Raw genomic sequence first — 24,011 nt, forward strand, 5'->3', positions numbered from 1 at the left:
GAGGGACCGGCCTTTTCCTGTTGTACCCGCAGTGCCGAAGGCCCGGAGATCCACCAACCCGAGGAGCCAATCCATGAACAAGCGTGCTGCCTTGGTGACCGGTGCCTCGTCAGGCATTGGGTTCGAGGTGGCACGGGACCTGGCTGCCAAGGGTTTCGCCGTCTACGCCGGTGCCCGCCGCGTCGAACGAATGGAGCCCTTGAAGAGGCTCGGAATCACGGTCCTGGCCTTGGACGTGACCGACGACCAATCCATGGCCGCTGCGGTAGCGGCAGTGGAGGCGGACCACGGCCAGGTGGACGTCCTGGTCAACAACGCAGGCTACGGCTCCTACGGCTCGGTGGAAGAGGTTCCGTTGGCCGAGGGCCGGCGGCAATTCGAGGTCAACGTCATGGGCCTGGCACGGATGTGCCAGCTCGTCATCCCGGGTATGCGGCGAACGGGCGCGGGCCGGATCATCAACATCTCATCCATTGGCGGGAAGATGTACGAGCCGCTCGGTGCCTGGTACCACGGAACCAAGTTCGCAGTGGAGGGCATGAGCGATTCCCTGCGGCTTGAGCTAAAACCGCACGGGATCGACGTGGTGATCATCGAGCCCGCAGGCACGGAATCTGAATGGGGAACCATCGCGGGGGAGGCGTTGCTGTACCGCTCGGGAGACGGCCCCTATGGCCCGCAAGCGCACGTCGTGGCCAACGCCCTGGCGTCAACGTCGGGGCATGTGCTGGCTACGCCATCGCGGGTTGTTTCCCAGGCTGTTGTCCGGGCAGCAACTGCAAAACGCCCCAGGACCCGATACCCGGTGGGCAGGGGGGCCTGGAGCGTTCTGGCGCTGCGGAGGATACTTCCGGACCGGATTTTCGACCGGGTCCTTGGAAGCCTTTACCAGCGGTTGGGCAGCTAGATCCGGTACTCGATGTAGTACTCGGCCGGGTCGACGGCAGGCTTGGTTTCGGACTTGGCGTCGCGGTGCCGCCACGTGGCTGGAACGCCGGTGATGATGGACTCCGGGGGAGCGTTCTTGACCACCACTGCGTTGGCGCCCACGGCGCTGTCCGCGCCGATGGTGATGGGTCCCAGGACTTTCGCTCCGGCGCCGATGGTCACGCGGTCGCCGATGGTGGGGTGGCGTTTGACCTTGGCCAGGGACCGTCCCCCAAGGGTCACCCCGTGGTAGATCATCACGTCGTCGCCGATTTCGGAGGTCTCGCCGATCACCACTCCCATGCCGTGGTCAATGAAGAAGCGGCGGCCGATGGTGGCTCCAGGGTGGATCTCGATACCGGTGAGGAAGCGTGCAAGCTGCGAAATCAGGCGGGCCGGGAAGCGGAGTGCCGGGTTCTGCCACAGCTTGTGGGTCAAGCGGTGTGCCCAGATGGCATGGAGGCCGGAATAGGCAAAAAAGTTCTCAAAAGAGCCTCGAGCCGCCGGGTCGTGTGACCGGGCGGCGTCGAGGTCTTCCTTAAGCCTTGCGAAGAAACTCACAAAGACCTTTCTACAGGAATGATTATTCGCGGATGAAGAATCAGCCGCGGATATCGTCAAACAGGACCGTGGAGATGTAACGTTCGCCGAAGTCGCAGACCACGGCAACGATCAGCTTGCCCGCGTTTTCCGGTCGCTTGGCCAGTTCCAAGGCGCCCCAGACGATGGCGCCGGAGGAGATGCCGCCAAGGATGCCTTCGCGGGCACCGAGTTCGCGTGCAACGCGGACAGAGTCTTCCAGGGTGGCGTCGAGCACTTCGTCGTAGACGTTGGTGTCCAGGATCTCGGGAACGAAGTTCGCTCCGAGGCCCTGGATCTTGTGCGGACCGGGTGCGCCACCGTTGAGGATGGGGGAGTCCTTGGGCTCCACGGCCACGATCTGGACGCCAGGCTTGCGCTCCTTGAGGACCTGTCCGACGCCGGTAATGGTTCCGCCGGTGCCCACGCCGGAGACGAAGATGTCCACTTCGCCGTCGGTGTCGGCCCAGACTTCTTCGGCAGTGGTTTCGCGGTGGACCTGCGGGTTGGCCTCGTTGGCGAACTGGCGTGCCCAAATGGAGTTCTCGGTGTTGGCCACAATTTCCTGGGCCTTTTCCACGGCGCCACGCATGCCTTCGGAACCCGGTGTCAGCACGATCTCGGCGCCGTAGGCGCGGAGCATGACACGGCGCTCGGTGGACATGGTCTCCGGCATGGTCAGGATGACCTTGTAACCGCGGGCGGCACCAACAAGGGCCAAAGCGATGCCGGTGTTGCCGGACGTACCTTCGACGATCGTTCCGCCAGGCTTCAGGGCGCCGGACTTTTCGGCGGCGTCGATGATGGCTACGCCAATGCGGTCCTTGACGCTGTTGGCCGGGTTGTAGAACTCAAGCTTGACTGCAACAGTTGCGCCAAGTCCTTCGGTAAGGCGGTTCAAGCGGACAAGCGGGGTGCGTCCAACCAGCTGGGTGACGTCGTCGTAGATCCTTGCCATGAAAATGTATGCCTATCTCTGAAGAGGGAATGCTGAGGTCAGCCTAACCAGCAGCGCCGAAACCCTGCTAAGCAATTAGCCATGCAGAGTAATATTTCCGGGCTTTTGCCAGCTTCGGGTTAATAATCACCTGGCAATAGCCTTGGTTTGGGAACTTTGCGTAGTAGTTCTGGTGGATATCCTCGGCTTCGTAGAAGTCGCCCAGGCGGCTGACCTCCGTCACGATCGGATGCTGCCACAGGGACTGCGCCCTTTCGATTGCTTCCTCGAAAAGGATCTTCTCCTCGGTGGTGGTGTAGAACATGGACGAGCGGTACTGGGTGCCGACGTCGTATCCCTGGCGGTTCAGTGTGGTGGGGTCGTGCAGGGCGAAGAACATGTCCAGGATGACTTCGGCGGGCACCACGGATTCGTCGAAGGTCACTGCCACCACCTCTGCGTGGCCGGTGGTCCCGGAACAGACCTCGTAATAGTCGGGGTTGCGGAGATGGCCTCCGGTGTAACCGGAAACGACAGACTGAACGCCGCGGGTCTTCTGGTAGACGGCATCGAGGCACCAGAAGCAGCCGCCGCCAAGTACGAAAGTTTTCATGATCTCTTCAATGGATGGGACGGACTGATGATTCCCGCAACACCTTACGGGACGGTGACGGAGATCGACAGGATGCTGGGCTTGGTGGCAGGTCACACCCTGACCGATCCGTTGCAGTAGGTAAGAATAAGAGTATGGAAGCAGTAGACACCGCCCATTCCGATGCGGACTCCAGCGACGATGCCGGAACAGTTGAAGACAACGGTGAACCGACCCTGGGCCAGGTGCTCCTGGCTGTGGAGGAACTCTGGCCGGAGTCCCTGGCCGAAGACTGGGATGAGGTTGGCCTTGTCGTGGGGCGGCCTGACTCCCCGGTGACCAAGGTCCTTTTCGCTGTGGATCCGACGCTTGAAGTGATCGACGAGGCCATTGGTTGGGGTGCCGAACTCCTGATTACCCACCATCCCTTGCTGCTCAGGGGCGTGAACTCGGTAGCGGCCACCACTGCGAAAGGCCTGGCCGTCCATCGCCTGATCGAGGCCGGAACCGGGTTGCTGACAGTCCACACCAATGGCGACTCAGCCGTTGGGGGAGTCTCCGATGTCCTGGCGGACGCCTTTGGCCTGGCCGACGTCAGCCCGCTGACCACGGCCGCAAACGGCCTTCCCGAGGAAGGAATCGGCAGGGTTGGCGATCTGCCCGAACTCATGACCCTCGGAGATTTCGCCGCCAAGGTCTTCGGCGTGCTGCCGGCCGTTGCAGGGGGCGTGCGCGTGGCGGGCGACAAGGACGGATTGGTACGGCGCGTTGCAGTGTGCGGCGGCGCCGGTGACAGCCTCTTCGATGCCGTTCGGGCCAACCAGGCCGACGTTTACGTGACTGCCGACATGCGGCACCACCCGGCCTCGGAAGCCCGCGAAGCGGCTGTCAACGACCGGCCATACCTTCTTGACGTTTCGCACTTCGCCAGCGAATGGCTCTGGTTGCCTGTGGCCGCCGAAGCGTTGTCGAACGTACTTAAGGATCAAGGGCACGATGTAGAGATCCGTGTCAGCAGCACCAACAGCGATCCCTGGGACTTCATCCTGACTCCCGGCGGGGACTAGCATCAACAAGACAGCGGCCGGCACTGACCAGCGGTGCCGGCAACAAACAGGTGGAGGTAAGCGTGGCGAAGGCAGCACCGGCAGAACAACTCAAATTGCTTGAACTGCAGGGCCTTGATGCCAAGCTGAAGTCGCTGGCGGGCCAGCGGAAGGTACTGGAGAACGATCCCCGCATCACCGACCTGCAGGACGCCCTGAATGTGGCGAACGGCGAACTGGGCGCGGCGAAGCTTGCGGTCCACGATTCCGAGGCGGAGTTGCGGCGTTCGGAAGCGGATGTGGAGCAGGTGGTCACCCGCATCGAGCGTGATGAAGCCCGGCTCAACAGCGGCACCGGACTGTCCAAGGACCTGGTTGCGCTCCAGAACGACATCGCGTCCCTTAACAAGCGCCGCTCGGACCTGGAAGATGTGGAGTTGGAGATCCTCGAGCGCCTGGACGGGCTCCGCGAACGCCAAGCTGCCCAGCAGGCGATCGTGGACGACATCCAAGGTTCGTTTGGGAGCATCCGGGCCGAGCTGGACCAGGAGATTGCCCGCATCGCGTCGGAGGAAACAATTCTCCGTGGCGAACGGGCTGCCTTCGCGGAGGCCCTGGACCAGGGCATGGTGGCCATTTATGAGAAGACCATTGCCAAGCGTGGCGTGGGTGCTGCCCGTCTGTTCCATGGAAAGTCGGAAGGCTCGGGAATGACGCTCAGCCCCGGCGACCTCGCCGAAGTCAAGGCGGCGGCCGAGGACGACATCGTGTTCTGCCCCGACTCCGGCTGCATCCTTGTCCGCTCGGCGGAGTGGAACTAAGCGGCCAGGATGATGTTGAGGGCGTGCGGTTTGCGGGCCGTGCCCTCGACGAGCTCGCTGGTCCACACCTCGCTGGCTGCCTTCAGGAGCTGAGTGGGGGTGGCGGGAGCCTTTCCGCGCCTGGTCAGCAGGTGCCGGGCCAGTTCACCGCGGGTGTGCTTGGCGAAGTGGCTCACCACCGTGCGCTTGCCCTTGGCTTCAGTGAACACGTTGACCGTCACCGTTTGTTCTGCCGGCGGCGCCCAAGCGGCCGCATAGGTACTGGACCGGCAATCAACCAGCAGCTCACCTTCGGAGCGATTGGCGAGGGCGGCGGCCAGTTGCGGCTTCCAGTAGGAGGCGAGGCGTCCGACGTCGGGCAGTGCGGTTCCCATGGACAGCCGGTAGGCGGGCACATGGTCGCCAAAGCCGATGGCACCCCACAGGGCGGAAACCACCAGGATTGATTCGGCAGCCTTGCGGCGCTGCGTAGAGGTCAGGCTGTTGTAGCCCAAGGCGTCGTACAGGACGCCGGAGTAGACCTGGTGGGCCGGCGCGGCAGGTTCCGAGTGGAGCCTGGTGTTGCGTTCGACGTCGTCACGCAGCGAGGCGCCGACGCCCAGCAACGCGAGGGCGTCTTCATGCGCGCTGACGGTACCCAGCGCCTCCAGGACCTTCGCCCGGGAGGTGTTCAAGTCCGGGAAGCTCAGCGCTTCCCAGTCGATGGAAGGTCCTTTGGCAGCGGGAGTCTTGCCTTCGGAAGGCGGCAGGAGAATCAGCACCAGTCGATATTACCGGTGTCAGGGCATGGCTCTGGACGCCGGTAGACTGTACGGCGGATGGGTTGACCAGGCGGTCGCGCGCCACGAAAGTGGCTCGAGGAACGTCCGGGCTCCACAGGGCAGGGTGGTGGGTAACGCCCACTCGGGGTAACCCGCAGGCAAGTGCCACAGAAAACAGACCGCCTGCGCCGATCGGTGCCTGCACCGGTTGGTTGGCAGGTAAGGGTGAAACGGCGGTGTAAGAGACCACCAGCTCCCTGGGTGACCGGGGAGGCTAGGTAAACCCCACCCGGAGCAAGGCCAGACAGGACACGTTCGAGGGCTGCCCGCCCGAGTGTCCGGGTAGGCTGCTGGAGGGCGTCGGCAACGGCGTTCGTAGATGGATGGCCGCCACTCCCATGCCGGTAACGGCTCGGGATGACAGAACCCGGCGTATCGGTCAACCCATCCACATCCCGCCTGTCAATGGTGGTCGTGCCAGCCGCTGAGTTCTTCGAAGATGGGGACATCCTCCGCAGTCAGGTTCCAGTACTCCTCGCTCCTGGCAACGGACGCGGCATCCGGCTTGTACGGGGGACTGGTGAAGGAAAGGTGCGGCCTTTCCCATGCCACGTCGCGCCGGACCACGCGGGCAGGTGAACCCACGGCGATGACGTTGTTGGGAACAGTCCCGGTCACCACGCTGCGGAACCCGATCACCGAGCCGTCGCCCACGTGTGCGCCGCCGAGGGCCACAGCCTGGCCCCCAAACCAGACGTGGTTGCCAATGACGACGTCCCTGGCAGGATTGACGCGGCGGCCGGTGGCGACATCGAAGATGGGGTGCCCGTCGTCGGTCCGGAACTGGGTGCTGCTGGCGATCATGACGTCGTCGCCGAACGTGACGGCGGCTCCCTCCACGGCGCTGACCACGGCGACGCTGGTGGTGGTCAGGTCTGCACCTGTGCGTACCGTTGAATCCTGGCCGATCCGCACGTTCATGCTGAACGGCGACTTGCTGCTGGGGCCGATGATGAGCGTGCCGTTGTCGCAGTCAAAGACGGCCTGCAGCTTGGCAATACGGGCGCCCTCCGCGACGATAATGCGGTTGTTCCCGCCTCGAAAGGTCACCGCGATGCCGGTTTCAATGGCCCTTGAACACTCGATGCTGTTCCCGGACCCATCGCTGTGGTCAGCCAGTACTGAGAGTTTGTTCACCTTCGCAGCGTAACGGGAGCATTATGTGGCCCCGTACGCAGTGTTGCCTAGACCGGGACGAGCCTGACGTCCCGGCTGGCCGCATTGATCGCGATATCCAAGGACTTCACATCAAGGGGGACGGTTGCCAGATGGCGCAGGTACAAGGTGCCCCCAACCGGGACCACATGGTGGCGTGTCGATTCACCGATCACCGATGCTACGGCTGTCCCTGCGGGTGCTGAGACTGTAGCCGTCAGCTCACGGGTTGAGCCGGGAATGTTCTGCCGGTACTGCGGATAAGGGATGGATTCCGCGAAGGGGTTGCCCGAATCCGTGACCAGGATGTTGTCCCGATGCGTGCTTGAGGCGTCGGCCGCGGCCAGCCCTGATACCGTCAAAACCAACAGCGAACCCTGGTCCCTTTGTTCTACGAGATAGTCCAGAGTGGCCGTGAACGCCTCCATGGACTGCCGGTCCTTGACGCCAAGGTTGTTGGCGTGCCACATCATGACGACGCCGGCCCTCCACTCCCGGGCACGGTCCACCAAAGCTGTTGCCCGAGCTGCCTCCGTGTACAGGTCCAGGCTGTAGTGGTTCTGCCCGTCCCGCAGCACGCCATCCAGCGGCCTGTAATAGCTGTCCGGGAAATACCCGGAGGCCAGGGCGTGGAAGTCGTTGATCAGCCTGCCTGCAAAGGTTCCAGCCCAGGCTGCCACCGTCCGGGAAGGCATATGGCCGTCATAACGGATGCTGGAACCGCCCGGGGGAGCGAAGCAGTCGATCGGTATGCGGGGCAGGAAACTGCGGAGATCCTGCAGTGCCCCCACGATTTCCTGGTGCAAGGCGTCGTCCCCGGACGCGTCCTTGTGGGTGGCGCCATGGTTCCACACCTCGCCGCCGTGCTGGAGGCAGTAGTGCTGGATGTTTTGCCAGGTATCGCTCTCGGTGGGCACGGTGCCGATCCGTTGCGTGGTGGTGACCCGGGTGAACGGCAGGTTGCGCTCAACCAGGAGCGGAAGCACCTTGTCCCTGAAGTCGCGTGCGCCGTCGTCGAAACGCAGGGCCACGGCACCCCGGCCGCCGGTGCCGATGCGGCCGCCCTTTCGGGCCAGGAGCGCTTGGCGGAGCAGCTCGCGCCGCACTGGATGATTCACACCGGGAGTCTACGGGACACCCGTGTGAGTGATTTCACGCATCCGGGCGGCCACTGCGCCGTGATCCCGCCCTAGAATAGTTACTGAACGTAGAAGTTCTGCCGCCGGGTCTGCGTTCGCAGCCGGCGGATTTTCTTTGCTCTCGTTCAAGGCGCCGTGGGTGGACCGAAGCCCGCAGCGCATGTGCCGCAGGACTACTCCGGGCGGCCGACGCCATCTGCATACGAAGACGTATGTGGTTGACCCAAGGAAGGTAGTTCTGTGAGCCAGACGTCAGATTCTTGTCTTGATAAGTGGATGGGCCGGGAGGCCCTCGCCGAGGCCATGATTCCGGTGATCGGCCGGCTGTACCGGGAAAACAACGTGGTCACCAGCATCCACGGCCGAAGCCTGATCAACAAGTCCACCATGAACATCCTGAAGGCCCACCGCTTCGCCCGCCGGATGAGCAATACAGAGCTGCTGCTCGAAGAGACCGCGCCCCTGCTGAACGCCTTGGCTGAGCTGGAGCTCGGCGCTGCGGCGATCGACATCGCGCGCCTGACCGAAAAGTACCGTGCAGAGAACGGCTCTGTTTCCCTGGACGAGTTCCTTCGCGCGGAGTTGGCTGACGTTGTGGGCAAGCGCGGTGCGGACGACCGCACCAGCACCGACGTCGTCCTCTATGGCTTTGGCCGCATCGGCCGTCTCCTCGCCCGCCTCCTGATCGAAAAGGCAGGCGGCGGGCACGGGCTGCGCCTCCGTGCGATCGTTGTGCGCAAGGGTGCCGAGAACGACCTCGTCAAGCGCGCCAGCTTGCTGCGCCGCGACTCCGTCCACGGTTCCTTCGAAGGCACCATCCGGGTGGACGAGGAAGCCAACACCATCACGGCCAACGGCGTGCAGATCCAGGTGATCTACTCTGACAACCCCGCCACGGTGGACTACACCGCATTCGGCATCAAGGACGCACTGGTGGTGGACAACACCGGACGCTGGCGTGACGCCGATGGCCTCTCCCAGCACCTGCAGAGCAAGGGTGTTGCCCGCGTCCTCCTGACCGCTCCCGGCAAGGGCGACCTCAAGAACATCGTGCACGGCATCAACCAGTCCGACATCACCGACGAAGACAAGATCGTCACTGCCGCCTCCTGCACCACCAACGCCATCACCCCTGTGCTGAAGGCACTGAACGACAAGTTCGGGATTATCCACGGGCACGTCGAGACCGTTCACTCGTTCACGAACGACCAGAACCTGATCGACAACTTCCATAAGGGCGACCGCCGCGGACGCTCCGCTGCCCTGAACATGGTGATCACGGAGACCGGCGCAGCCAAGGCCGTAGCCAAAGCCCTCCCCGAGTTGCAGGGGAAGCTCACCGGCAACGCCATCCGCGTTCCTACGCCGGATGTGTCCATGGCCATCCTCAACCTCAACCTCGCCAACGGCACCACGCGCGACGAAGTGAACGACTACCTCCGCGAGATGTCCCTGCACTCGCAGCTGCGCAAGCAGATCGACTACATCGATTCGCCGGATGTGGTTTCCACGGACTTCGTAGGGTCCCGCCGGGCCGGCATCGTGGACGGGCTCGCCACGATTTCCAACGACAAGAACCTGGTTGTGTACGTCTGGTACGACAACGAGTTCGGCTACTCCTGCCAGGTTGTCCGCGTGATGGAGGAGATGGCAGGGGTCAACCCGCCGTCGTTCCCCGCCCGCGACATCGTGGCCCCTATCGCGGTGCTTGAGGCAGCCAACGCCTAAGCCAAAGTGTTACCTGGGTTTCCCGGCTGGGTTACTGGAATCAGCCGGGAAACCTGCTCACAATGGGGTCATGGAAAATGAATCTACGTTGGAGCACGAAACCACGCTGGAACACGCCTTGGACGTGGCCAAGGCCAACCACAAGCAGGCACAAAAACTGCTGGACCAGGCCGTCGCGGCCAATGCTGCCGGCGATGTCACGGATGAGCGCGTTGAGCAATTGCGGGGTCTCCTGGCAGTGGCAGCCGAAGACCTGCAGCGCGTGATGCGCGAGCAATAAGCCAGCCATCCTCCATCCACAGTGTGACTCTCCCTGCACACTGTGGACAGCGGCTTCGTTGTCGGTGCCTTGTCCTACGCTCGAAGGGCAACGTACACCCCGACTGAACGGAGCCCCTTGAGTATCACGTGGTCTGCCTACAAGCGTGCCCGCCGTCGGTCCCGGCAGGCCTGGACCATCCTGGGACTGCTGGCCGCCACCGTCGTAGGTGGACTTTCCTGGTTTTTCACCGCCGGGCAGTTCGACGCTGTGGGCCCATGGGTCGCCGGCCCTACGGAGGCGCCCGTCTTTGATGCCGCCTGGATGAAGCCGCTCCCGGGGGCAGTCCGCGTCCCGGCCCGGAAAGCGTCGGAGGCCCTTGACCAGCTCGAAGTGAAGGGCAGGTCGTCGAAGAGTGACTATGACCGCACCGCGTTCGGCCCGGCCTGGCAGGATGTCGACCGCAACGGATGCGACACCAGGAACGATATCCTCCGCCGCGATCTCGCGGGCGTCGAGTTCACCACTGGATCCACCTGCAAAATCGCCGCGGGGGAAATCCAAGAGCCGTACACTGGCGCCTCTGTTTCGTTCCGGAGGGGCCAGGACACCAGTTCACTCCTCCAGATCGACCATGTGGTGGCATTGGCCGACGCCTGGCAGAAGGGGGCCAAGCAATTGTCTGCCCAGCAACGCCAGATGCTGGCCAACGATCCGCTGAACCTGATTGCCGCTGACGGACCCGCGAACGTCAAGAAGGGCGCAGGAGATGCCGCAACGTGGCTGCCGCCCAACAAGAACTTCCGTTGCCACTATGTGGCCCGGCAAATCTCGGTGAAAACGGCTTACAAGTTGTGGGTCACACAGGCCGAGAAGGACGCGATGAAGCGGGTCCTGGCCGCTTGTCCGGAGCAGCAGACCATTTACAAGGAAAGGTGACCATGCCCCAGTTGCCAGGTGCCGCCGTCGTCGATCCGCTCCAGAACCACGCGCTGCAGTGAGGTTTCGCGTGGCAGGGCGTCCAGGCCCTCAAGCCCTCGGTGCCGGAACGTGAAGTAGACGGCATCCGTGGGCGCGTCGGTGCAGCGGTCAAGGGTGAAACGCTTGGCGAAGGACGCGATGTTGCTCTCCGGAAGGTGGTTCACCAGGTACGGATCAAGCATCCATGACTCGCAGGTGGCTGCAACAGCAGGCTTGTCGGGGAAATGGCCGGCGAAGAACAGTTTCGCGTCCCTGAAACTGGCGTCAACGGCAGGTGGCGAGAGAGCCCCGGCTTCGGGAATGTGGACGCCCAGGACCCATGGACGTTCCTGCCCGTCGTTGGCTCCCCGTGACTCGTGGCGGACCAGGTGGAACTGCAGCCTGCCCAGCCGGAAGAGGTTGCCGGCCATGTGCAGGGTCAGCCAGCCCCAGGTGTCCAGGCCGAACCGGCCGTGGACGCGCCTGTTAATGCGCATTTGGAGTCCGAGGTCTGCCAGGGACGCCGCCGAGATGTCCGGGCTGATGCCCAAATCGAGATGATAGGAGTGGACCACCGGCGCGAACCGGAGCAACGCTGCAATCCATTCGGATTCCGTGGGTCCGTTGGAGGCGATGCTGTCCGAGGGGAAGGTCCCCAGCCTGGCCTGCAGCGCCTCGAGAGCCTGCTGGACGCCGGGGCCGGGAGTGGTCGCGAGCAGGTCCGCGCATTCCCGTGCATCCTCGCCTGTGATGTCGAGGAGTTGGAACAGTTGCGCGCGGTCTGCGGCGGTCATGGGTTAGTGCCCGAACGGATCGGGGTCGACGCCGGGCATCCAGGTCAGCCCCGGGACTCCCCAGCCGCTCTTCTTCGCCTGCTTCATGGCTTTCTTGGCATAGCGGTCCACGAGGCGGTTGACGTACAGCTTGCCGTCCAGATGGTCGAACTCGTGTTGCATGACGCGGGCGAACCAGCCGGTTGCCTCGAACTCGACCGGATTTCCGTCGCCATCGAAGCCCTGGACGCGGGCCCATTCGGCCCTCTGGAGAGGGTAGTGCTCACCTGGGAAGGACAGGCACCCTTCAACATGCTCCTCTGGATCCGGAAGGGCGCCTGACACCTTGGAAAGGGTCAGGACAGGGTTGACCAGGACGCCTTGGTCCGGCGCGTCGTCATCATTGGCGTACTTGTAGACGAAGATCCGCTTGCCCACGCCGACCTGGGGTGCCGCGAGGCCGACTCCGTTCGCGGCATCATTGGTTTCGAACATGTCCGAGATCAGCTGGCGGAGTTCGTCGTCAAAGACTTCCACTTCGCTGGCGCGGCGGTGGAGGACAGGTTCGCCCCAGATGGTGATTGGCAGGACCGTCATGTCTGTACTTCCTTACTCAGTGGCTGCGGCCCGTGGTGACTCCGGCAGGAGCCACGAGTGGACCAACAAACAAAGGCCGCACCGGAATCCGGTGCGGCCTTTGGGAAACCGGCTTTCCAGCCTGTCCCGGTGGGGTGAGCGACGGGGGTTGAACCCGCGACCTCCTGGACCACAACCAGGCGCTCTGCCAACTGAGCTACGCCCACCATGCGCCTACTGGTCCGACCGTTTGACCGGCTTTCCGTGAAGGCAACGACAAATAGCTTACCTGCTGTTTGGGGGTTCAAAGTCCACTTTTGCCGGTTTCACCGAAAAAACCCCAAAAAATGACGCAGATCACACTTCGTCGACGGCCTTGAGGGTCTCCGCCGAGGCTGTGGTCTCTTTGGAAATGCGCTGCGCGGTTGCGGTGTCCGGTCCGGGGGCAGGCACAAAGACAGCCTCGCGGTAGTAGCGGAGTTCGTCGATGGAGTCCTTGATGTCGCCGAGCGCCCGGTGGCCACCGTGCTTCGCCGGTGCTTGGAAGTACGCGCGGGGGAACCAGCGGCGGGAGAGCTCCTTGATGGTGCTGACATCGATCACGCGGTAATGCAGGTGTTCAATCACGTTGGGCATGTCGCGGGCCAGGAACATGCGGTCGGTGCCCACGGAATTGCCGCCAAGGGGCGCCTTGCGGGGATCCGGAACCCATTTCTCGATGTACTCCAACACGAGGGCTTCGGCCTCGGCCATCGTTTTGCCATGGGGGAGTTCGTCGAGGAGCTTGGAGCGTGTATGCATGTCGCGGACGAAGTCGTTCATCTGCTCCAGCGCTGCCTCGTCAGGTTTGATGACGACGTCCACGCCATCGCCAAGAATGTTGAGCTCGGAGTCGGTCACGAGCGCCGCCACTTCGATCAAGGCGTCGTTGACGAGGTCCAGGCCGGTCATTTCGCAGTCGATCCAGACGATGCGTTCATTAGTAATAGGCACGCGCCCAGCCTATCGGTCAGGTTCCTGCAAGTGCTCCGATGGTACGATTTTTGGGCACGGCAGTGTCATTTTTCCTGCTGTGACCCACCTCCGGAGATTCGTAATTCCGTCCCGAAACATCAACGGGCAAACGATTGGATGAAACCACATGACGGTGCCCGTACCCGCCGCCCAGAAGGCCGGGAGAGCTGCGGCGCCCGTGGCCGCCGCAGCTGCCGAGGTGGACAACGCCCGTTCCCCGCTCATAGCCGGTTTCATCGGATCCATGTTCCTCGTCTTCGGTTCCTTGGGAGTCGGTTGGCTCGCGCCGGTATCGGAATTGAGGCGGCTGCCGCTGTTCATTTGGATGCGGACCGAAGGCCTTGGTGTTGGGCTGTCAATCGTCCTTCTGGCCATCGGCGGAATGTTGTTGGTCAGGGCATGGTTGAGGCTCGGCCAGCGTGTGAGGGTGTGGGGGCTGGAAGCCCGCAAGGCTACCTTGAAGGCCGTGGTGGCCTGGGGCCTGCCCATGATGTTCACGGTTCCCCTCTTCAGCAGGGATGTGTACGCCTACATTGGCCAAGGCCGCCTCATGGTCGAGGGAATCAACCCCTACGAGAATGGCATCTCGGCCCTGCCCAACTACTTCCAACTGGGCGCCGACAAAATGTGGACCGAGGCGCCCGTTCCGTACGGGCAGTTGTTCCTGTGGATAGAACAATTCGTTGTCTGGGTGACGAACGTCCAACCTGAAGCCTGCATTATGCTGTTCCGGCTCGTTGCGGTGGCAGGCGTCATTCTCTGCATCATCTACGTCCCCAAGCTGGCTGAGCTCCACGGAGTGAACCCGCACCGCGCACTGTGGCTGACTGCGGCAAACCCCCTGTTCCTGACCAACTTCATTGCGAGCGTCCACAACGATGCCCTGATGATCGGCTTGGCGCTTGCCGGGTTGTATTACTGTGCAACCCGCAGGGTGGTCCTCGGTATCGCCTTGGTGGCCTTCTCCATCTCGGTTAAGCCCATCACGGTAGTATTCCTGCCCTTCATTGGATTGTTGTGGGCGGGCAAGGGCGCATCCTGGCCCCGGAAAATCCTGTTCTGGTTCCTGACGGCAGCCCTGACCCTGGGCATCCTTTACGCCATGGGACTCGTCAACGGCTATGGGTTCGGGTGGATCAAGGGCCTCTCCGCGCCAGGCAGCGTGTGGATCTGGTATGCCCCTGTCGGCTTGATCGGACTGATAGTGGCTTCCATCTTCAACGTCTTCGGACTTGATGGCTGGGGCATGGCCAAATACGTTTACGACGCCGGAAAGCTCCTGATGCTTGTCGCTGTGGGGTGGCTGGTGTTCCGCGGAGATTACGACCGGCTGATGCGTCGTCTCACTTTGGCCTTCGCGGCGATAGTGCTGCTGGCACCCATGATCCAGTCCTGGTATGTCGTGTGGCTGATACCGCTGTTTGCCGTGACCGGGATCCGCAACGACTGGCAGGTCAAGGCCGTGTACTTTGTGGTTTCCTTCTTCATGGTCTACGCCATCTCCGACCAATTGGACGTCTTCCCGTACCTGCAAAGCGAGGATCTCGGCTTGGCGTTGACCCTGGCCCGGAATGCCGCAGCCATCATCGCGTTGCTCTTCGCCGTCTACTTGATCTTCGTGGACCCAAAGACCAAGAGCCTGTTCCGCAAGCGTGACGAGCCGGGACTCCGCCCTATCATTTGACGCCGCCTTGCCCTCCTGGCCGTGCGGACAGCAACCGCAGTGCTTCCCGGGTGGAGAGGGGACTGAGCGCGGGAGCGTTTTCGGCCGCGAAAGCCCTCACCCAGGCGGGGTCCGTTTTGCTGAACTCCCGCAGCGCCCAACCGATGGCCTTGCGGATAAAGAATTCCTTATCCGCAAGGTTGGCCTTGATGACCACGGACAGCAACGCGGTGTCAGTCTTCGCTTTGGCACCAAGTTGCGCCGTGATGGAAGAGCGTCGAATCCACATGTCCTGGTCCGCGGACCACTTAACCAGCAGCGGCCTCATGATCTCCGGATGCGCCAACAGCAGGGCTCCAAGGCGGTGGGCAACGCCGTCCACCAGGTCCCACCAAGCCCCGGTCCTGATGATTTCCTCATACAGGGGCAACATGCCGAGGTCTTCCTTCACCAGCGGAAGACCCGTCAGGTCGATGGCGGCGTATCGCTCCTCCCGGGCCTCCGCGTTGCGCCACAAATCCAGCACTGCCCGGCGGACATCTTCCGGCGACACGAGCGGAAACTGCCTGGCGGCTTCCTTCGTGATCCGGCGGACTTCGGGGACCCTCACCCCCAACGATGGCATCTCCGACTTCATGTACGCCTGGGCGCCCCGTCCACGATCGGCGTCCGCCGCCGACCGGAGGGTTGAACGGATCGCCTCAAGGAGTTCGGTGTTGTGCATGCCTCAACTTTAGGACCGGATCCCACCTATGCCCCTTGGACGTAGCCCGGCCTGGCATCAAGCTACGGCGTCCGCCAGCTCACCGGTCTCCGTGTTCACCAGCAGCCTGTCCGGATCCTCGGATCCTTCCGTGCCACTGGCGTCTTCGCTGTCTGCAGGCGGAGTGGACCCGTCCATGGCGGTTTCCCAGTCCTCGCTGGAGCCATCCGGCCGAGGGGCCGTTGTCCCGGCTGCCAGGTCCAGGCGGGTATCCGTTGGGGCCACCTCCGGTGCCGGGGAGGTTGCGCTCATCCGCGTGAAGTTCGCCGAGCCCCACATGAGGTCGTGCCCCACGGCCTCGGCATCCACCTCGGCCACGTGGTAGATCTTGCCCTCGTGCTCCCATTGCCTGAGCCGCAGCCGGCCCACCACAATGACGCGCTGGCCCTTCTTGAGGCTGCAGCCCACGTGCCCAGCCAAGTAGCGGAACGACTGTACCGTGTACCAATTGGTGTTCCCATCCACCCAGGTGTTGTTCGCCCGGTCGTAGCGCCGCTCGGTCGTCCCCAGCCGGAACGAAGCGGTGGATGTGCCGCGGATTGTGGTGGAACTCTTGACTTCCGAAGCTACAAAGCCGCGGAGGGTGATGACGTCGTTCATTGCGGTCCTTTCCGAAGTGGAGATTGCCTTTCCGGCTCCTTCAGCTTCGGCCAGCCGCAAGAGTAGAGGCACTCCCTCGGGCGCCTATGTGAATAACCGGGCCCAAACCAGCGCCTGTGGAGGGCCAGTGCCGGCTGGGGCGCGCGTTTGGCCGCCGGGGCAGGGAATGCACTGTAAACTCTATGTGGCGCCAAGCAGCCAAAGCTGTCCGGCGATCCCGTACGCCCCAGTAGCTCAGGGGATAGAGCAGCGGCCTTCTAATCCGCCGGTCGGGGGTTCGATTCCCTCCTGGGGCGCAAGCATCCCCCGGAACTCACCACGAGTTCCGGGGGATCGTTGCTTACTGGCCCGGCTTTCCGGCTTCAAGAAGCTCTTTGAGGTTCTGCAGGACCATGCCCCATGTGGCGGTGGACTGCTGCACTTCCTCTGTGCTCTTGTTGTTTCCCTGCACAATGGTTACGGACGTTCCCTGCCCCGCGTCTGCCAGCCGATACTCAACGGTGTGGTAGTTTTCCGGAGCATCCGGCAGTCCCGTTGAAGGGCTGAAGTGTGTGGTCTTCACTCGTTCCATGGGCTCGAACTCCAGGACGGCGCCTTTTGTCCTCGTAGGAGTTGCCGTTGTACTCACCCGAGTACGTAATGGGATCGCCCACCTTCCAGGTGGTCTCCACGTTGGTGCCGAGGAAGTACTTCCTGATGATGGAGGGGTCGGTCAGGGCCTTCCACACGTCGCCGCGCTCCGCAGCGACCGTCACTCTGGCTTCCGCATCCGGAATCTGTGCGTTCACGGTGCGCCTCCCTCGTCCTTAGATGCATCCGATTGGTCCAAAACCCCTGGGTCAGGGCAACGCTACGCCCGAAGGGATGCCCGTGGAATGGCAGAATGGCCATGTGATGAATGGGGGAGCGCAGTGATCCGGCAAAACGGTAGGTCCAAACGGCTGGGCGGAGTCCTGCTGTCCTGGCTGGTGTTCGCGGCGGCACTGGCTTCCTGCGCACCAGCGCAGCCGTCCACAAACCCTGCGCAGCCGGCCAGCAGCCCTGCGCAGCCGGCCAGCAACCCAGCGCAGCAGACCACAGCCCAGGCCGTAGCGCCAGCCGTCCCGCCGGCATCAACAGCCGCGGCAACAACTGCAGATCCTGCTGTGACGGCGACGGCGCAAGCCGTGGAAATTACCCTCAGGAACCTCGTGTCCACCACCCCCAAGCCCAGCCAGGAAGCGGTACGTGCCGCCTTGGTGGCGGCGGGCATCCCAAAGGACAACGTTGAGGTGTCCGCCGGCCGGACCCCCACTGGCCTTGACGTGGACGCCATGGAAGCGGCGGCGCTTACCGGGAGCAGTTGCGTGATGGGACAGATCCGTGATGGTGCCGTGGTGGTGACGGTACTTCCTGTCCTGGCCACTGGAAAATGCTTCATCGGAGACGCGAGATAGCTTCGCCCGCTTCGTCCGAATGTGAGTTCTGCCCGCCAAGCCACTAGATTTAACGGCATGGCGGAATTCATTTACACGATGACCAAGGCCCGCAAGGCCGTTGGCGACAAACTTATTCTGGACGATGTCAGCATGTCGTTCTTCCCCGGTGCCAAGATCGGCGTCGTTGGCCCGAACGGTGCTGGTAAGTCCACCATTCTCAAGATCATGGCCGGACTGGACACTCCGTCCAACGGTGAGGCCCGCCTGAGCCCCGGTTACACCGTGGGCATCCTCTTGCAGGAACCGCCGCTGAACGAGGAAAAGACGGTCCTGGGCAACGTCCAGGAGGGCGTAGGCGAAATCTACGGCAAGATCCAGCGCTTCAACGAGATCTCCGAGGAAATGGCCAACCCGGACGCCGATTACGACACCCTCCTTGAGGAAATGGGCAAACTCCAGGAAGCCATTGACGCCGCCGACGCCTGGGATATCGATTCCCAGCTCGAGCAGGCCATGGACGCACTGCGCTGCCCGCCGGCCGACTCGGACGTAACCGTGCTCTCCGGTGGTGAGCGTCGTCGCGTGGCGCTCTGCAAGCTCCTCCTCCAGAAGCCGGACCTGCTGCTCCTGGACGAACCCACCAACCACCTCGACGCCGAAAGCGTGCTGTGGCTGGAACAGCACCTGTCCAAGTACCCCGGGGCCGTCCTGGCCGTCACCCACGACCGCTACTTCCTTGACCACGTGGCTGAGTGGATCGCCGAAGTCGACCGCGGCCATCTGTACCCCTATGAGGGCAACTACTCCACCTACCTGGAGAAGAAGAAGGCCCGCCTCGAGGTCCAGGGCAAGAAGGACGCCAAGCTTGCCAAGCGACTCACCGAGGAACTGGAATGGGTCCGCTCCAACGCCAAGGGCCGCCAGACCAAGTCCAAGGCCCGTCTTGCCCGCTACGAGGAGATGGCAGCCGAGGCAGAGCGCACCCGCAAGCTCGACTTCGAAGAGATCCAGATCCCGCCGGGACCCCGCCTGGGCAACCTGGTGATCGAAGCCAAGGACCTGAAGAAGGGCTTCGACGACCGCGTCCTGATCGAGGACCTGTCCTTCTCCCTGCCCCGGAACGGCATCGTGGGCGTCATCGGTCCCAACGGTGTGGGCAAGTCCACGCTGTTCAAGACCATCGTGGGCATGGAACCGCTCGACGGCGGCGACCTCAAGATCGGCGACTCGGTCAAGATTTCCTACGTTGACCAGTCCCGTGGCGGTATCGACCCCAACAAGACCCTGTGGGAGGTTGTCTCCGATGGCCTGGACCACATTCAGGTGGGCCAGGTGGAAATGCCTTCGCGTGCCTACGTTTCAGCCTTTGGGTTCAAGGGTCCGGACCAGCAGAAGAAGGCCGGTGTCCTCTCCGGTGGTGAGCGCAACCGCCTCAACCTGGCCTTGACGTTGAAGCAGGGCGGAAACCTCCTGCTCCTTGACGAACCCACCAACGACCTCGACGTCGAGACGCTGAGCAGCCTCGAGAATGCCCTGCTCGACTTCCCGGGCTGTGCAGTGGTGGTCTCCCACGACCGGTGGTTCCTCGACAGGGTGGCGACGCACATCCTGGCCTACGAAGGCGACGACGAGAACCCCTCCAAGTGGTACTGGTTCGAGGGCAACTTCGAGTCCTACGAGGAGAACAAGGTTGAGCGCCTCGGTCCCGACGCCGCGAAGCCGCACCGTGTGACCCACCGTCGCCTGACCCGCGACTAGAACGCCGGTAACAAAAACGGCCGTCCCGGAAGGGGCGGCCGTTTTGTTGTTCCGGGGAAGACGGAAATCAGGGAATCCGGACCATGCCTTCCTGCGCCACGGTGGCCACGTGCACGCCGTCGCGGTTGAAGATCCGGCCCGTGGAAAGTCCACGGGCTCCCTGGGCGCTGGGGGACTCCTGGACGTAGAGCATCCATTCATCCACCCGGACCGGGCGGTGCCACCACATGGCGTGGTCCAGGCTGGCCACGCTCATGCCCGGCGTCATCCACGCCAGGCCGTGCTTCCGCAGGATCGGTTCCAACAGGGTGTAATCGCTCGCATAGGCCAACGCAGCAACGTGCAGCTGTGGATCATCCGGCAGGGGTCCCATGGTCTTCATCCACACAGCGTTGGTGGCCACGTGCTCCGTGGGCGGTGAGACGTACAGGGCGGGGTCGATGTGCCGTACATCGAAGGGGCGTTCGGAGGACATGTGGCGGGCCAGGGGATGGTCGTAGCGGGAGAGCAACTCAGCGGTGCTCGGAAGCGATTCGGGATCCGGGATCCCTTCCGGCATAACGGCTTGGTGGTCCAGGCCGTCGTCCTGGACCTGGAAGGAAGCGATCATCGAGAGAATCGGCACACCATCCTGGTAGGCATGCACCCGGCGGGCGGAGAAGGACCGGCCATCCCTAAGCCGCTCGACCCCAAAGGTGATGGGTTTATTGGCGTCTCCGGGGCGCAGGAAATAGCCGTGCATGGAGTGGGCAACGCGACCGGGGTCCACCGTCCGCATGCCGGCCATCATGGACTGGGCCAGCACCTGTCCACCAAAGACACGGTGCCGCGGTTGCTTCTGGGACGGGCCCAGGAAGATGTCCTCGGTGGTGCGGGCTCCGTCGAAGTCGCCCAAATCCAGCAGGTCGATCAGCACTTCCATGGGATCTCCGGAGGGGGCCTCAGCTTCAAGGCCCGCGTTCGTCTCAGTCATGGTTCGACTCTAGACGGCACCCCAACCCCTCTCAACCGCGGACATGCCGGTAGAGTCGTTGATGTGACAGACGTCTTGACCCAGTCCTTCCGCTTTGCCGACCCCCGCGATCTCACCGATCTGCGCACCTACGTGACGCGTGCCAAGAGCGTCGAAGACGGTGCCATCCGGCTGCAGGCAGCAGGCCAGGTGCTGGCCGCCTATGTTTGCGTCCTTCGGCCCCGGATCCTTGGCGAGTCGACTCCTACCATCCTTGGCCTGCGCACCATGGCTTTGGCCGATGAGGCAGAGGCCGACGTCACTGTTTCGATCGCTTCGATCCTGGACCGGCTTGCCCGTTCCAGCGCCGACGACGTGGAGCTGCCCATCCCGCCGTCCACCGTTTCCGAGTCGTGGGCAGGCGTTGGTGCCCCAAGGAGCGGCTGGGAGGCCCAAGGCCCGGTTTCCGATGCGGAACTGAAGGCCGCTGCCGAGGCCGGAATCGCGGAAGTGGCCGGTGTGGTGCCCGCCATGGCGGGTGCCGCCGTCGTCAATTCTGCGCGTGCGGCGGTTTGGAGCCGCGGCCTGCAGGGCCGGGAAGATATCCCTGCCGGCGCTGCCTTCGCGGCTCTTGCCCTCGGATTCCTGGGCGACGGCGAACAGCAGCTGTTCCGCAACGGCCGGTGGTTCCGCCTCAGCGGGCCGCGCGGACACGTGCTGGTCCGCACCGGCGCAGGCCTGGGTTTCCAGAACCAGGGCTAGACGGCTGACGGACTGTTCACCATGGTGAGCGCTGCCCGCTCCATGTAGTCCCACAACGTGCCCTCGTGCAGGGGGGACAAGCCGAGCGAATCCACAGCCGCGCGCATATGGAACAGCCAGCGGTCCTTTGCTTCCGGCGTGACCCGGAACGGCATGTGCCGCATGCGCAGGCGGGGGTGGCCGCGCTCCTCGCTGTAGGTGGTTGGCCCGCCCCAGTACTGCTCAAGGAACATGAGGAAACGCCGCTTCGCAGGTTCCAGGTCCTCCTCGGGATACATGGGCCGCAGCAAGGGATCCCCGGCCACGCCATCGTAAAAGACATCGATGAGCTTCACGAACGTCTGGTGCCCGCCCACGGCGGCATAGAAACTGTCCGTGTAGGCAGGCTGGCTGAAGGGATCGTTCCGCATCAGCTGGGGGCGTTGCCCGGCTTCCGGCGATGCGGGCAGCGGGGACGGTTCGCGTCCGGCGGTCATGTCATTCACTGGCCTTCTCCTCAGGCTTCTGGGCGGAACCCGTTGCTGCACCGGCAGTTACTTTAGCGTCTTGGTTATCATCGTCGGGCGTGGGCGCATCCAAAGGGACGTAGTCGCCCTGGGACCGGTTGCCTACCCGCAGGATTTCGCCGTTGCGCAGGTACCAGATGGCTCCGTCTTCGGCCCGGACACGGGTGATGCGCAGCCCCACTGACTCGACGGTGCCGATCACCTCGCTGGTCACGATCACGTCGCCGATCCCGTACTGGTCCTCAATGGTGATGAAGATGCCCGCGAGGAAGTCACGGATCAATTGCTGGGCGCCGAAACCGATGGCGACACCCAGAATACCCACGCTGGTCAGCAGTGGGGCAACGTCCACGTTCATGTATTTGAGGACGTAGATGATCACTATGACCACCACGATGACGCTCACCAGGCTGGTCAGCAGCGAACCAATGGTTTGCGCACGTTGGGACCGCCGTTCGTGGTCAAGCGCCCGGATAGCGGGCTGCACCCACTTGAAATGCGGCTTCTTGAAGAACGAGCTGCCAGCGGCAACCCTTCGGGTGATCCGCAGGATGATGAAGCGCGCCACGGTCCACACCAGCAGGCCAACGCCCACTGTGATGAGGATCGAGACATAGTCGATCTTTTCCGGCTCGATGGTGAGGGTTTCCATGGGGGGAATGAAGGTCAAGGTCCAATAGCTCCTTGTGGTCGGCCTGTGTTCGCCTGGCGCAGAACACTCTGTCCACTACCAACACTAGCGTCGTAGCGTGGCCGCATGCGCATCCTGGTTCTGGGCGGTACCGCCTTCCTCTCTGCCGAAATCGCCCGTCAGGCCGCGGCCTCCGGTGACCAGGTCACCTGCCTGGCGCGGGGCACGTCAGAAGCAGCGCCCGACGGCGTCACCTGGGTGCGTGCCGATCGCTCCAACGGTGCGGCAGCCTTTGTGGACGTATCCGGGCCGTGGGACGCGGTGGTTGAGGTTTCGCGTGACCCTGTCCAGGCGAAGACGGCGCTGGAGGTCCTGGGGTCGGAGGCCGGCCACTGGACCTTCGTTTCCAGTTGTTCGGTGTATGCGGACCATTCGGTCCCAGGGGCGGCCGAGGACGCCCCTGTGCTGGAACCGTTGCCGGATGGAGTGGCTGGTACGCCGGAGACGTATGGTGAGTCCAAATCAGCGATCGAGCGCCTCACGGTGGAATCGGTGGGCGGGAAGGCTCACATAGTCCGTGCGGGCTTGATCGGCGGTCCAGGGGATCCCTCGGACAGATACGGTTACTGGCCGGCGAGGTTGGCAGCAAACACCCACTCCGTCCTGGTTCCTGACATCCCAGCCGCCGCAACACAGATCATCGATGTGCGGGACCTGGCGGCCTGGATCCTGCACGCGGCAGGACGCGGGTTGGCCGGAACGTACAACGCCATGGGTGGTGTGGTGCCATTCGGTCACTACTTCACGGAATCACAGCGTGCGGCCGGCAATCCGGCGGAATTGGAAACAGTGCCGGAGCAGTGGCTCGTGGACCACGGCGTAGCCTATTGGGCCGGCCCCGACTCACTTCCACTCTGGCTTCCGCCTGGCCATGAAGGATTCCAAACACGGAGCAACGCGGCGGCCATCGCCCAGGGAATGGTGCTCCGGCCGTGGCAGGAGACGCTCCGGGACACACTGTCGGATGAACGTACCAGGGGCCTGGACCGCGACCGCAGGGCCGGACTCAAGCCGGACACCGAACGCAGGCTCGTGGCACTCCGGCGGGCCGAAGCCCCTTAGTCCGCTGCCGGCGTCGTGGTTGGCTGGTGCAGCACTGGGAAGTTGACGCTGCGGGCGATGAAGCAGACCTGGTTGGCCTCATGGTGCAGCTGCGGCATCAGCTCTTCCTGGGCCGGATCGGCAAGAGTGACCCGCGGCTTCAGCGTCACGTTTTCGAATTGGCCGCTGCCATCCCGGTTGAGTTTCATGAGCCCTTCGGCGTTGTCCTCGTAGGCGGTGACCACCACGCCGTGTTTGACGGCCACGTGCAGGAAGGACAACATGTGGCACTGCGAAAGCGCGGCCAGGAGAAGTTGTTCAGGGTTGTAGCGCGTCCGGTCTCCGTGGAAGGTGGGGTCCGACGAGCCTTGGAGCGTGGGCAAGCCAGGGATCTCCACATCATGGTCCCGCGAGTAGCCGCGGTAGGTGGACGTGCCGTCCCCGAGGTTACCGGTCCACCGGACGGTGAGCGCGTAGTGGTGTTCATTGAGGGCCATGCGGACAGTCTAGCCAGCGGCCGGAGACGGTCC

At 63.4% G+C, this 24,011-nt stretch carries 26 protein-coding genes, 2 tRNA genes, 1 other RNA gene and 1 pseudogene; 13 read left to right on the forward strand and 17 right to left on the reverse strand.

Features of this window, described 5'->3' with window-relative positions:
- Positions 1-73 precede the first annotated feature (73 nt).
- Positions 74-907, forward strand: a complete 834-nt coding sequence (locus ACIPV6_RS00995; RefSeq protein ID WP_400269129.1) for an oxidoreductase — start codon at positions 74-76, stop codon at positions 905-907.
- On the opposite strand, the gene epsC is transcribed toward ACIPV6_RS00995, so the two are convergent.
- From epsC to msrA, 3 genes are all read right to left on the reverse strand, one after another.
- Positions 904-1,488, reverse strand: coding sequence for a serine O-acetyltransferase EpsC (gene epsC, locus ACIPV6_RS01000; RefSeq protein ID WP_397321523.1), 585 nt, complete (start codon positions 1,486-1,488; stop codon positions 904-906). The two genes, ACIPV6_RS00995 and epsC, sit on opposite strands and share 4 nt — an antisense overlap.
- A 40-nt stretch (positions 1,489-1,528) precedes the next feature.
- Positions 1,529-2,464 (reverse strand): cysteine synthase A, encoded by a 936-nt coding sequence (gene cysK / locus ACIPV6_RS01005; RefSeq protein WP_397321524.1) that lies wholly within the window; start codon positions 2,462-2,464, stop codon positions 1,529-1,531.
- A 67-nt stretch (positions 2,465-2,531) separates the two neighbouring features.
- Positions 2,532-3,056 carry a peptide-methionine (S)-S-oxide reductase MsrA gene (gene msrA, locus ACIPV6_RS01010; RefSeq protein ID WP_397321525.1) on the reverse strand — a complete coding sequence of 175 codons (525 nt, stop codon included), beginning with the start codon at positions 3,054-3,056 and terminating at the stop codon, positions 2,532-2,534.
- A 134-nt stretch (positions 3,057-3,190) separates the two neighbouring features.
- Here msrA and ACIPV6_RS01015 point away from each other — a divergent pair, with 134 nt between their 5' ends.
- Positions 3,191-4,102: a Nif3-like dinuclear metal center hexameric protein gene (locus ACIPV6_RS01015; RefSeq protein WP_400269130.1), complete on the forward strand. Its 912-nt coding sequence runs from the start codon at positions 3,191-3,193 to the stop codon at positions 4,100-4,102.
- A 62-nt stretch (positions 4,103-4,164) separates the two neighbouring features.
- Positions 4,165-4,902 (forward strand): zinc ribbon domain-containing protein, encoded by a 738-nt coding sequence (locus ACIPV6_RS01020; RefSeq protein WP_400269131.1) that lies wholly within the window; start codon positions 4,165-4,167, stop codon positions 4,900-4,902.
- On the opposite strand, the gene ACIPV6_RS01025 is transcribed toward ACIPV6_RS01020, so the two are convergent.
- Positions 4,899-5,663 carry a YaaA family protein gene (locus tag ACIPV6_RS01025; protein ID WP_400269132.1) on the reverse strand — a complete coding sequence of 255 codons (765 nt, stop codon included), beginning with the start codon at positions 5,661-5,663 and terminating at the stop codon, positions 4,899-4,901. The two genes, ACIPV6_RS01020 and ACIPV6_RS01025, sit on opposite strands and share 4 nt — an antisense overlap.
- A 58-nt stretch (positions 5,664-5,721) precedes the next feature.
- On the opposite strand from ACIPV6_RS01025, the gene rnpB reads away from it, so the two are divergent.
- An RNA gene (rnpB, locus tag ACIPV6_RS01030) (RNase P RNA component class A) lies at positions 5,722-6,114 on the forward strand.
- A gap of 11 nt (positions 6,115-6,125) precedes the next feature.
- On the opposite strand, the gene ACIPV6_RS01035 is transcribed toward rnpB, so the two are convergent.
- Complete coding sequence (locus ACIPV6_RS01035) at positions 6,126-6,860, reverse strand: acyltransferase (RefSeq protein WP_400269133.1); 735 nt, start codon at positions 6,858-6,860, stop codon at positions 6,126-6,128.
- A gap of 47 nt (positions 6,861-6,907) precedes the next feature.
- Positions 6,908-7,996 carry a polysaccharide deacetylase family protein gene (locus tag ACIPV6_RS01040; protein ID WP_400269134.1) on the reverse strand — a complete coding sequence of 363 codons (1,089 nt, stop codon included), beginning with the start codon at positions 7,994-7,996 and terminating at the stop codon, positions 6,908-6,910.
- A 261-nt stretch (positions 7,997-8,257) separates the two neighbouring features.
- Here ACIPV6_RS01040 and ACIPV6_RS01045 point away from each other — a divergent pair, with 261 nt between their 5' ends.
- From ACIPV6_RS01045 to ACIPV6_RS01055, 3 genes are all read left to right on the forward strand, one after another.
- Complete coding sequence (locus ACIPV6_RS01045) at positions 8,258-9,745, forward strand: glyceraldehyde-3-phosphate dehydrogenase (RefSeq protein WP_400269135.1); 1,488 nt, start codon at positions 8,258-8,260, stop codon at positions 9,743-9,745.
- Between the two features lie 70 nt (positions 9,746-9,815).
- Positions 9,816-10,025: a hypothetical protein gene (locus ACIPV6_RS01050; RefSeq protein WP_387437088.1), complete on the forward strand. Its 210-nt coding sequence runs from the start codon at positions 9,816-9,818 to the stop codon at positions 10,023-10,025.
- A gap of 117 nt (positions 10,026-10,142) precedes the next feature.
- Positions 10,143-10,943, forward strand: a complete 801-nt coding sequence (locus tag ACIPV6_RS01055; protein WP_400269136.1) for an HNH endonuclease family protein — start codon at positions 10,143-10,145, stop codon at positions 10,941-10,943.
- Here ACIPV6_RS01055 and ACIPV6_RS01060 read toward each other — a convergent pair.
- The 4 genes from ACIPV6_RS01060 to orn form a co-directional block, all read right to left on the reverse strand.
- Positions 10,928-11,758: an acyltransferase domain-containing protein gene (locus tag ACIPV6_RS01060; RefSeq protein WP_400269137.1), complete on the reverse strand. Its 831-nt coding sequence runs from the start codon at positions 11,756-11,758 to the stop codon at positions 10,928-10,930. The genes ACIPV6_RS01055 and ACIPV6_RS01060 overlap by 16 nt on opposite strands.
- Positions 11,759-11,761: 3 nt before the next feature.
- A complete protein-coding gene (def, locus tag ACIPV6_RS01065) occupies positions 11,762-12,334 on the reverse strand; it encodes a peptide deformylase (RefSeq protein ID WP_397321534.1) in 573 nt (190 codons plus the stop codon).
- 130 nt (positions 12,335-12,464) lie between these two features.
- A tRNA-His gene (locus ACIPV6_RS01070) sits at positions 12,465-12,540 on the reverse strand.
- Positions 12,541-12,670: 130 nt separating this feature from the next.
- On the reverse strand, positions 12,671-13,306 hold the full coding sequence (orn, locus tag ACIPV6_RS01075; protein WP_400269138.1) for an oligoribonuclease: 636 nt from the start codon (positions 13,304-13,306) through the stop codon (positions 12,671-12,673).
- Positions 13,307-13,454: 148 nt separating this feature from the next.
- On the opposite strand from orn, the gene mptB reads away from it, so the two are divergent.
- The gene (gene mptB / locus ACIPV6_RS01080; RefSeq protein ID WP_400269139.1) at positions 13,455-15,011 is read left to right on the forward strand and encodes a polyprenol phosphomannose-dependent alpha 1,6 mannosyltransferase MptB; all 1,557 of its coding nucleotides are present in this window, start codon (positions 13,455-13,457) and stop codon (positions 15,009-15,011) included.
- Here the strand turns inward: mptB and ACIPV6_RS01085 are convergent.
- Together ACIPV6_RS01085 and ACIPV6_RS01090 are read right to left on the reverse strand one after the other, a co-directional pair.
- On the reverse strand, positions 15,004-15,714 hold the full coding sequence (locus ACIPV6_RS01085; protein ID WP_400269140.1) for a DNA alkylation repair protein: 711 nt from the start codon (positions 15,712-15,714) through the stop codon (positions 15,004-15,006). The two genes, mptB and ACIPV6_RS01085, sit on opposite strands and share 8 nt — an antisense overlap.
- A gap of 57 nt (positions 15,715-15,771) precedes the next feature.
- A complete protein-coding gene (locus tag ACIPV6_RS01090) occupies positions 15,772-16,353 on the reverse strand; it encodes a single-stranded DNA-binding protein (protein ID WP_400269141.1) in 582 nt (193 codons plus the stop codon).
- A 223-nt stretch (positions 16,354-16,576) separates the two neighbouring features.
- On the opposite strand from ACIPV6_RS01090, the gene ACIPV6_RS01095 reads away from it, so the two are divergent.
- Positions 16,577-16,649 (forward strand) — tRNA-Arg (locus ACIPV6_RS01095).
- 44 nt (positions 16,650-16,693) lie between these two features.
- On the opposite strand, the pseudogene ACIPV6_RS01100 reads toward ACIPV6_RS01095, so the two are convergent.
- Positions 16,694-17,141, reverse strand: a pseudogene (locus ACIPV6_RS01100) (SRPBCC domain-containing protein).
- An 87-nt stretch (positions 17,142-17,228) separates the two neighbouring features.
- Here ACIPV6_RS01100 and ACIPV6_RS01105 point away from each other — a divergent pair.
- Positions 17,229-17,789 carry a DUF6993 domain-containing protein gene (locus tag ACIPV6_RS01105; RefSeq protein WP_400269142.1) on the forward strand — a complete coding sequence of 187 codons (561 nt, stop codon included), beginning with the start codon at positions 17,229-17,231 and terminating at the stop codon, positions 17,787-17,789.
- A gap of 57 nt (positions 17,790-17,846) precedes the next feature.
- Entirely contained in the window at positions 17,847-19,529 is a 1,683-nt protein-coding gene (gene ettA / locus ACIPV6_RS01110; protein ID WP_400269143.1) for an energy-dependent translational throttle protein EttA, read from the forward strand.
- Positions 19,530-19,596: 67 nt separating this feature from the next.
- Here ettA and ACIPV6_RS01115 read toward each other — a convergent pair whose 3' ends face one another.
- Positions 19,597-20,502, reverse strand: coding sequence for an acyl-CoA thioesterase (locus ACIPV6_RS01115; protein WP_400269144.1), 906 nt, complete (start codon positions 20,500-20,502; stop codon positions 19,597-19,599).
- A 63-nt stretch (positions 20,503-20,565) separates the two neighbouring features.
- On the opposite strand from ACIPV6_RS01115, the gene ACIPV6_RS01120 reads away from it, so the two are divergent.
- Entirely contained in the window at positions 20,566-21,243 is a 678-nt protein-coding gene (locus ACIPV6_RS01120) for a hypothetical protein (protein ID WP_400269145.1), read from the forward strand.
- Here ACIPV6_RS01120 and ACIPV6_RS01125 read toward each other — a convergent pair.
- Both ACIPV6_RS01125 and ACIPV6_RS01130 read right to left on the reverse strand, forming a co-directional pair.
- Positions 21,240-21,719 carry a globin gene (locus ACIPV6_RS01125; protein WP_400269506.1) on the reverse strand — a complete coding sequence of 160 codons (480 nt, stop codon included), beginning with the start codon at positions 21,717-21,719 and terminating at the stop codon, positions 21,240-21,242. The genes ACIPV6_RS01120 and ACIPV6_RS01125 overlap by 4 nt on opposite strands.
- 1 nt (position 21,720) lies before the next feature.
- Positions 21,721-22,419 (reverse strand): mechanosensitive ion channel family protein, encoded by a 699-nt coding sequence (locus ACIPV6_RS01130; RefSeq protein WP_400269146.1) that lies wholly within the window; start codon positions 22,417-22,419, stop codon positions 21,721-21,723.
- 87 nt (positions 22,420-22,506) lie between these two features.
- On the opposite strand from ACIPV6_RS01130, the gene ACIPV6_RS01135 reads away from it, so the two are divergent.
- Positions 22,507-23,502 (forward strand): epimerase, encoded by a 996-nt coding sequence (locus tag ACIPV6_RS01135; protein ID WP_400269147.1) that lies wholly within the window; start codon positions 22,507-22,509, stop codon positions 23,500-23,502.
- Here ACIPV6_RS01135 and ACIPV6_RS01140 read toward each other — a convergent pair.
- The gene (locus tag ACIPV6_RS01140) at positions 23,499-23,978 is read right to left on the reverse strand and encodes an OsmC family protein (protein ID WP_400269148.1); all 480 of its coding nucleotides are present in this window, start codon (positions 23,976-23,978) and stop codon (positions 23,499-23,501) included. The two genes, ACIPV6_RS01135 and ACIPV6_RS01140, sit on opposite strands and share 4 nt — an antisense overlap.
- Between the last annotated feature and the right edge of the window lie 33 nt (positions 23,979-24,011).

The organism is Paenarthrobacter sp. NPDC089988, assembly GCF_044748465.1.
Classification (GTDB): domain Bacteria; phylum Actinomycetota; class Actinomycetes; order Actinomycetales; family Micrococcaceae; genus Arthrobacter.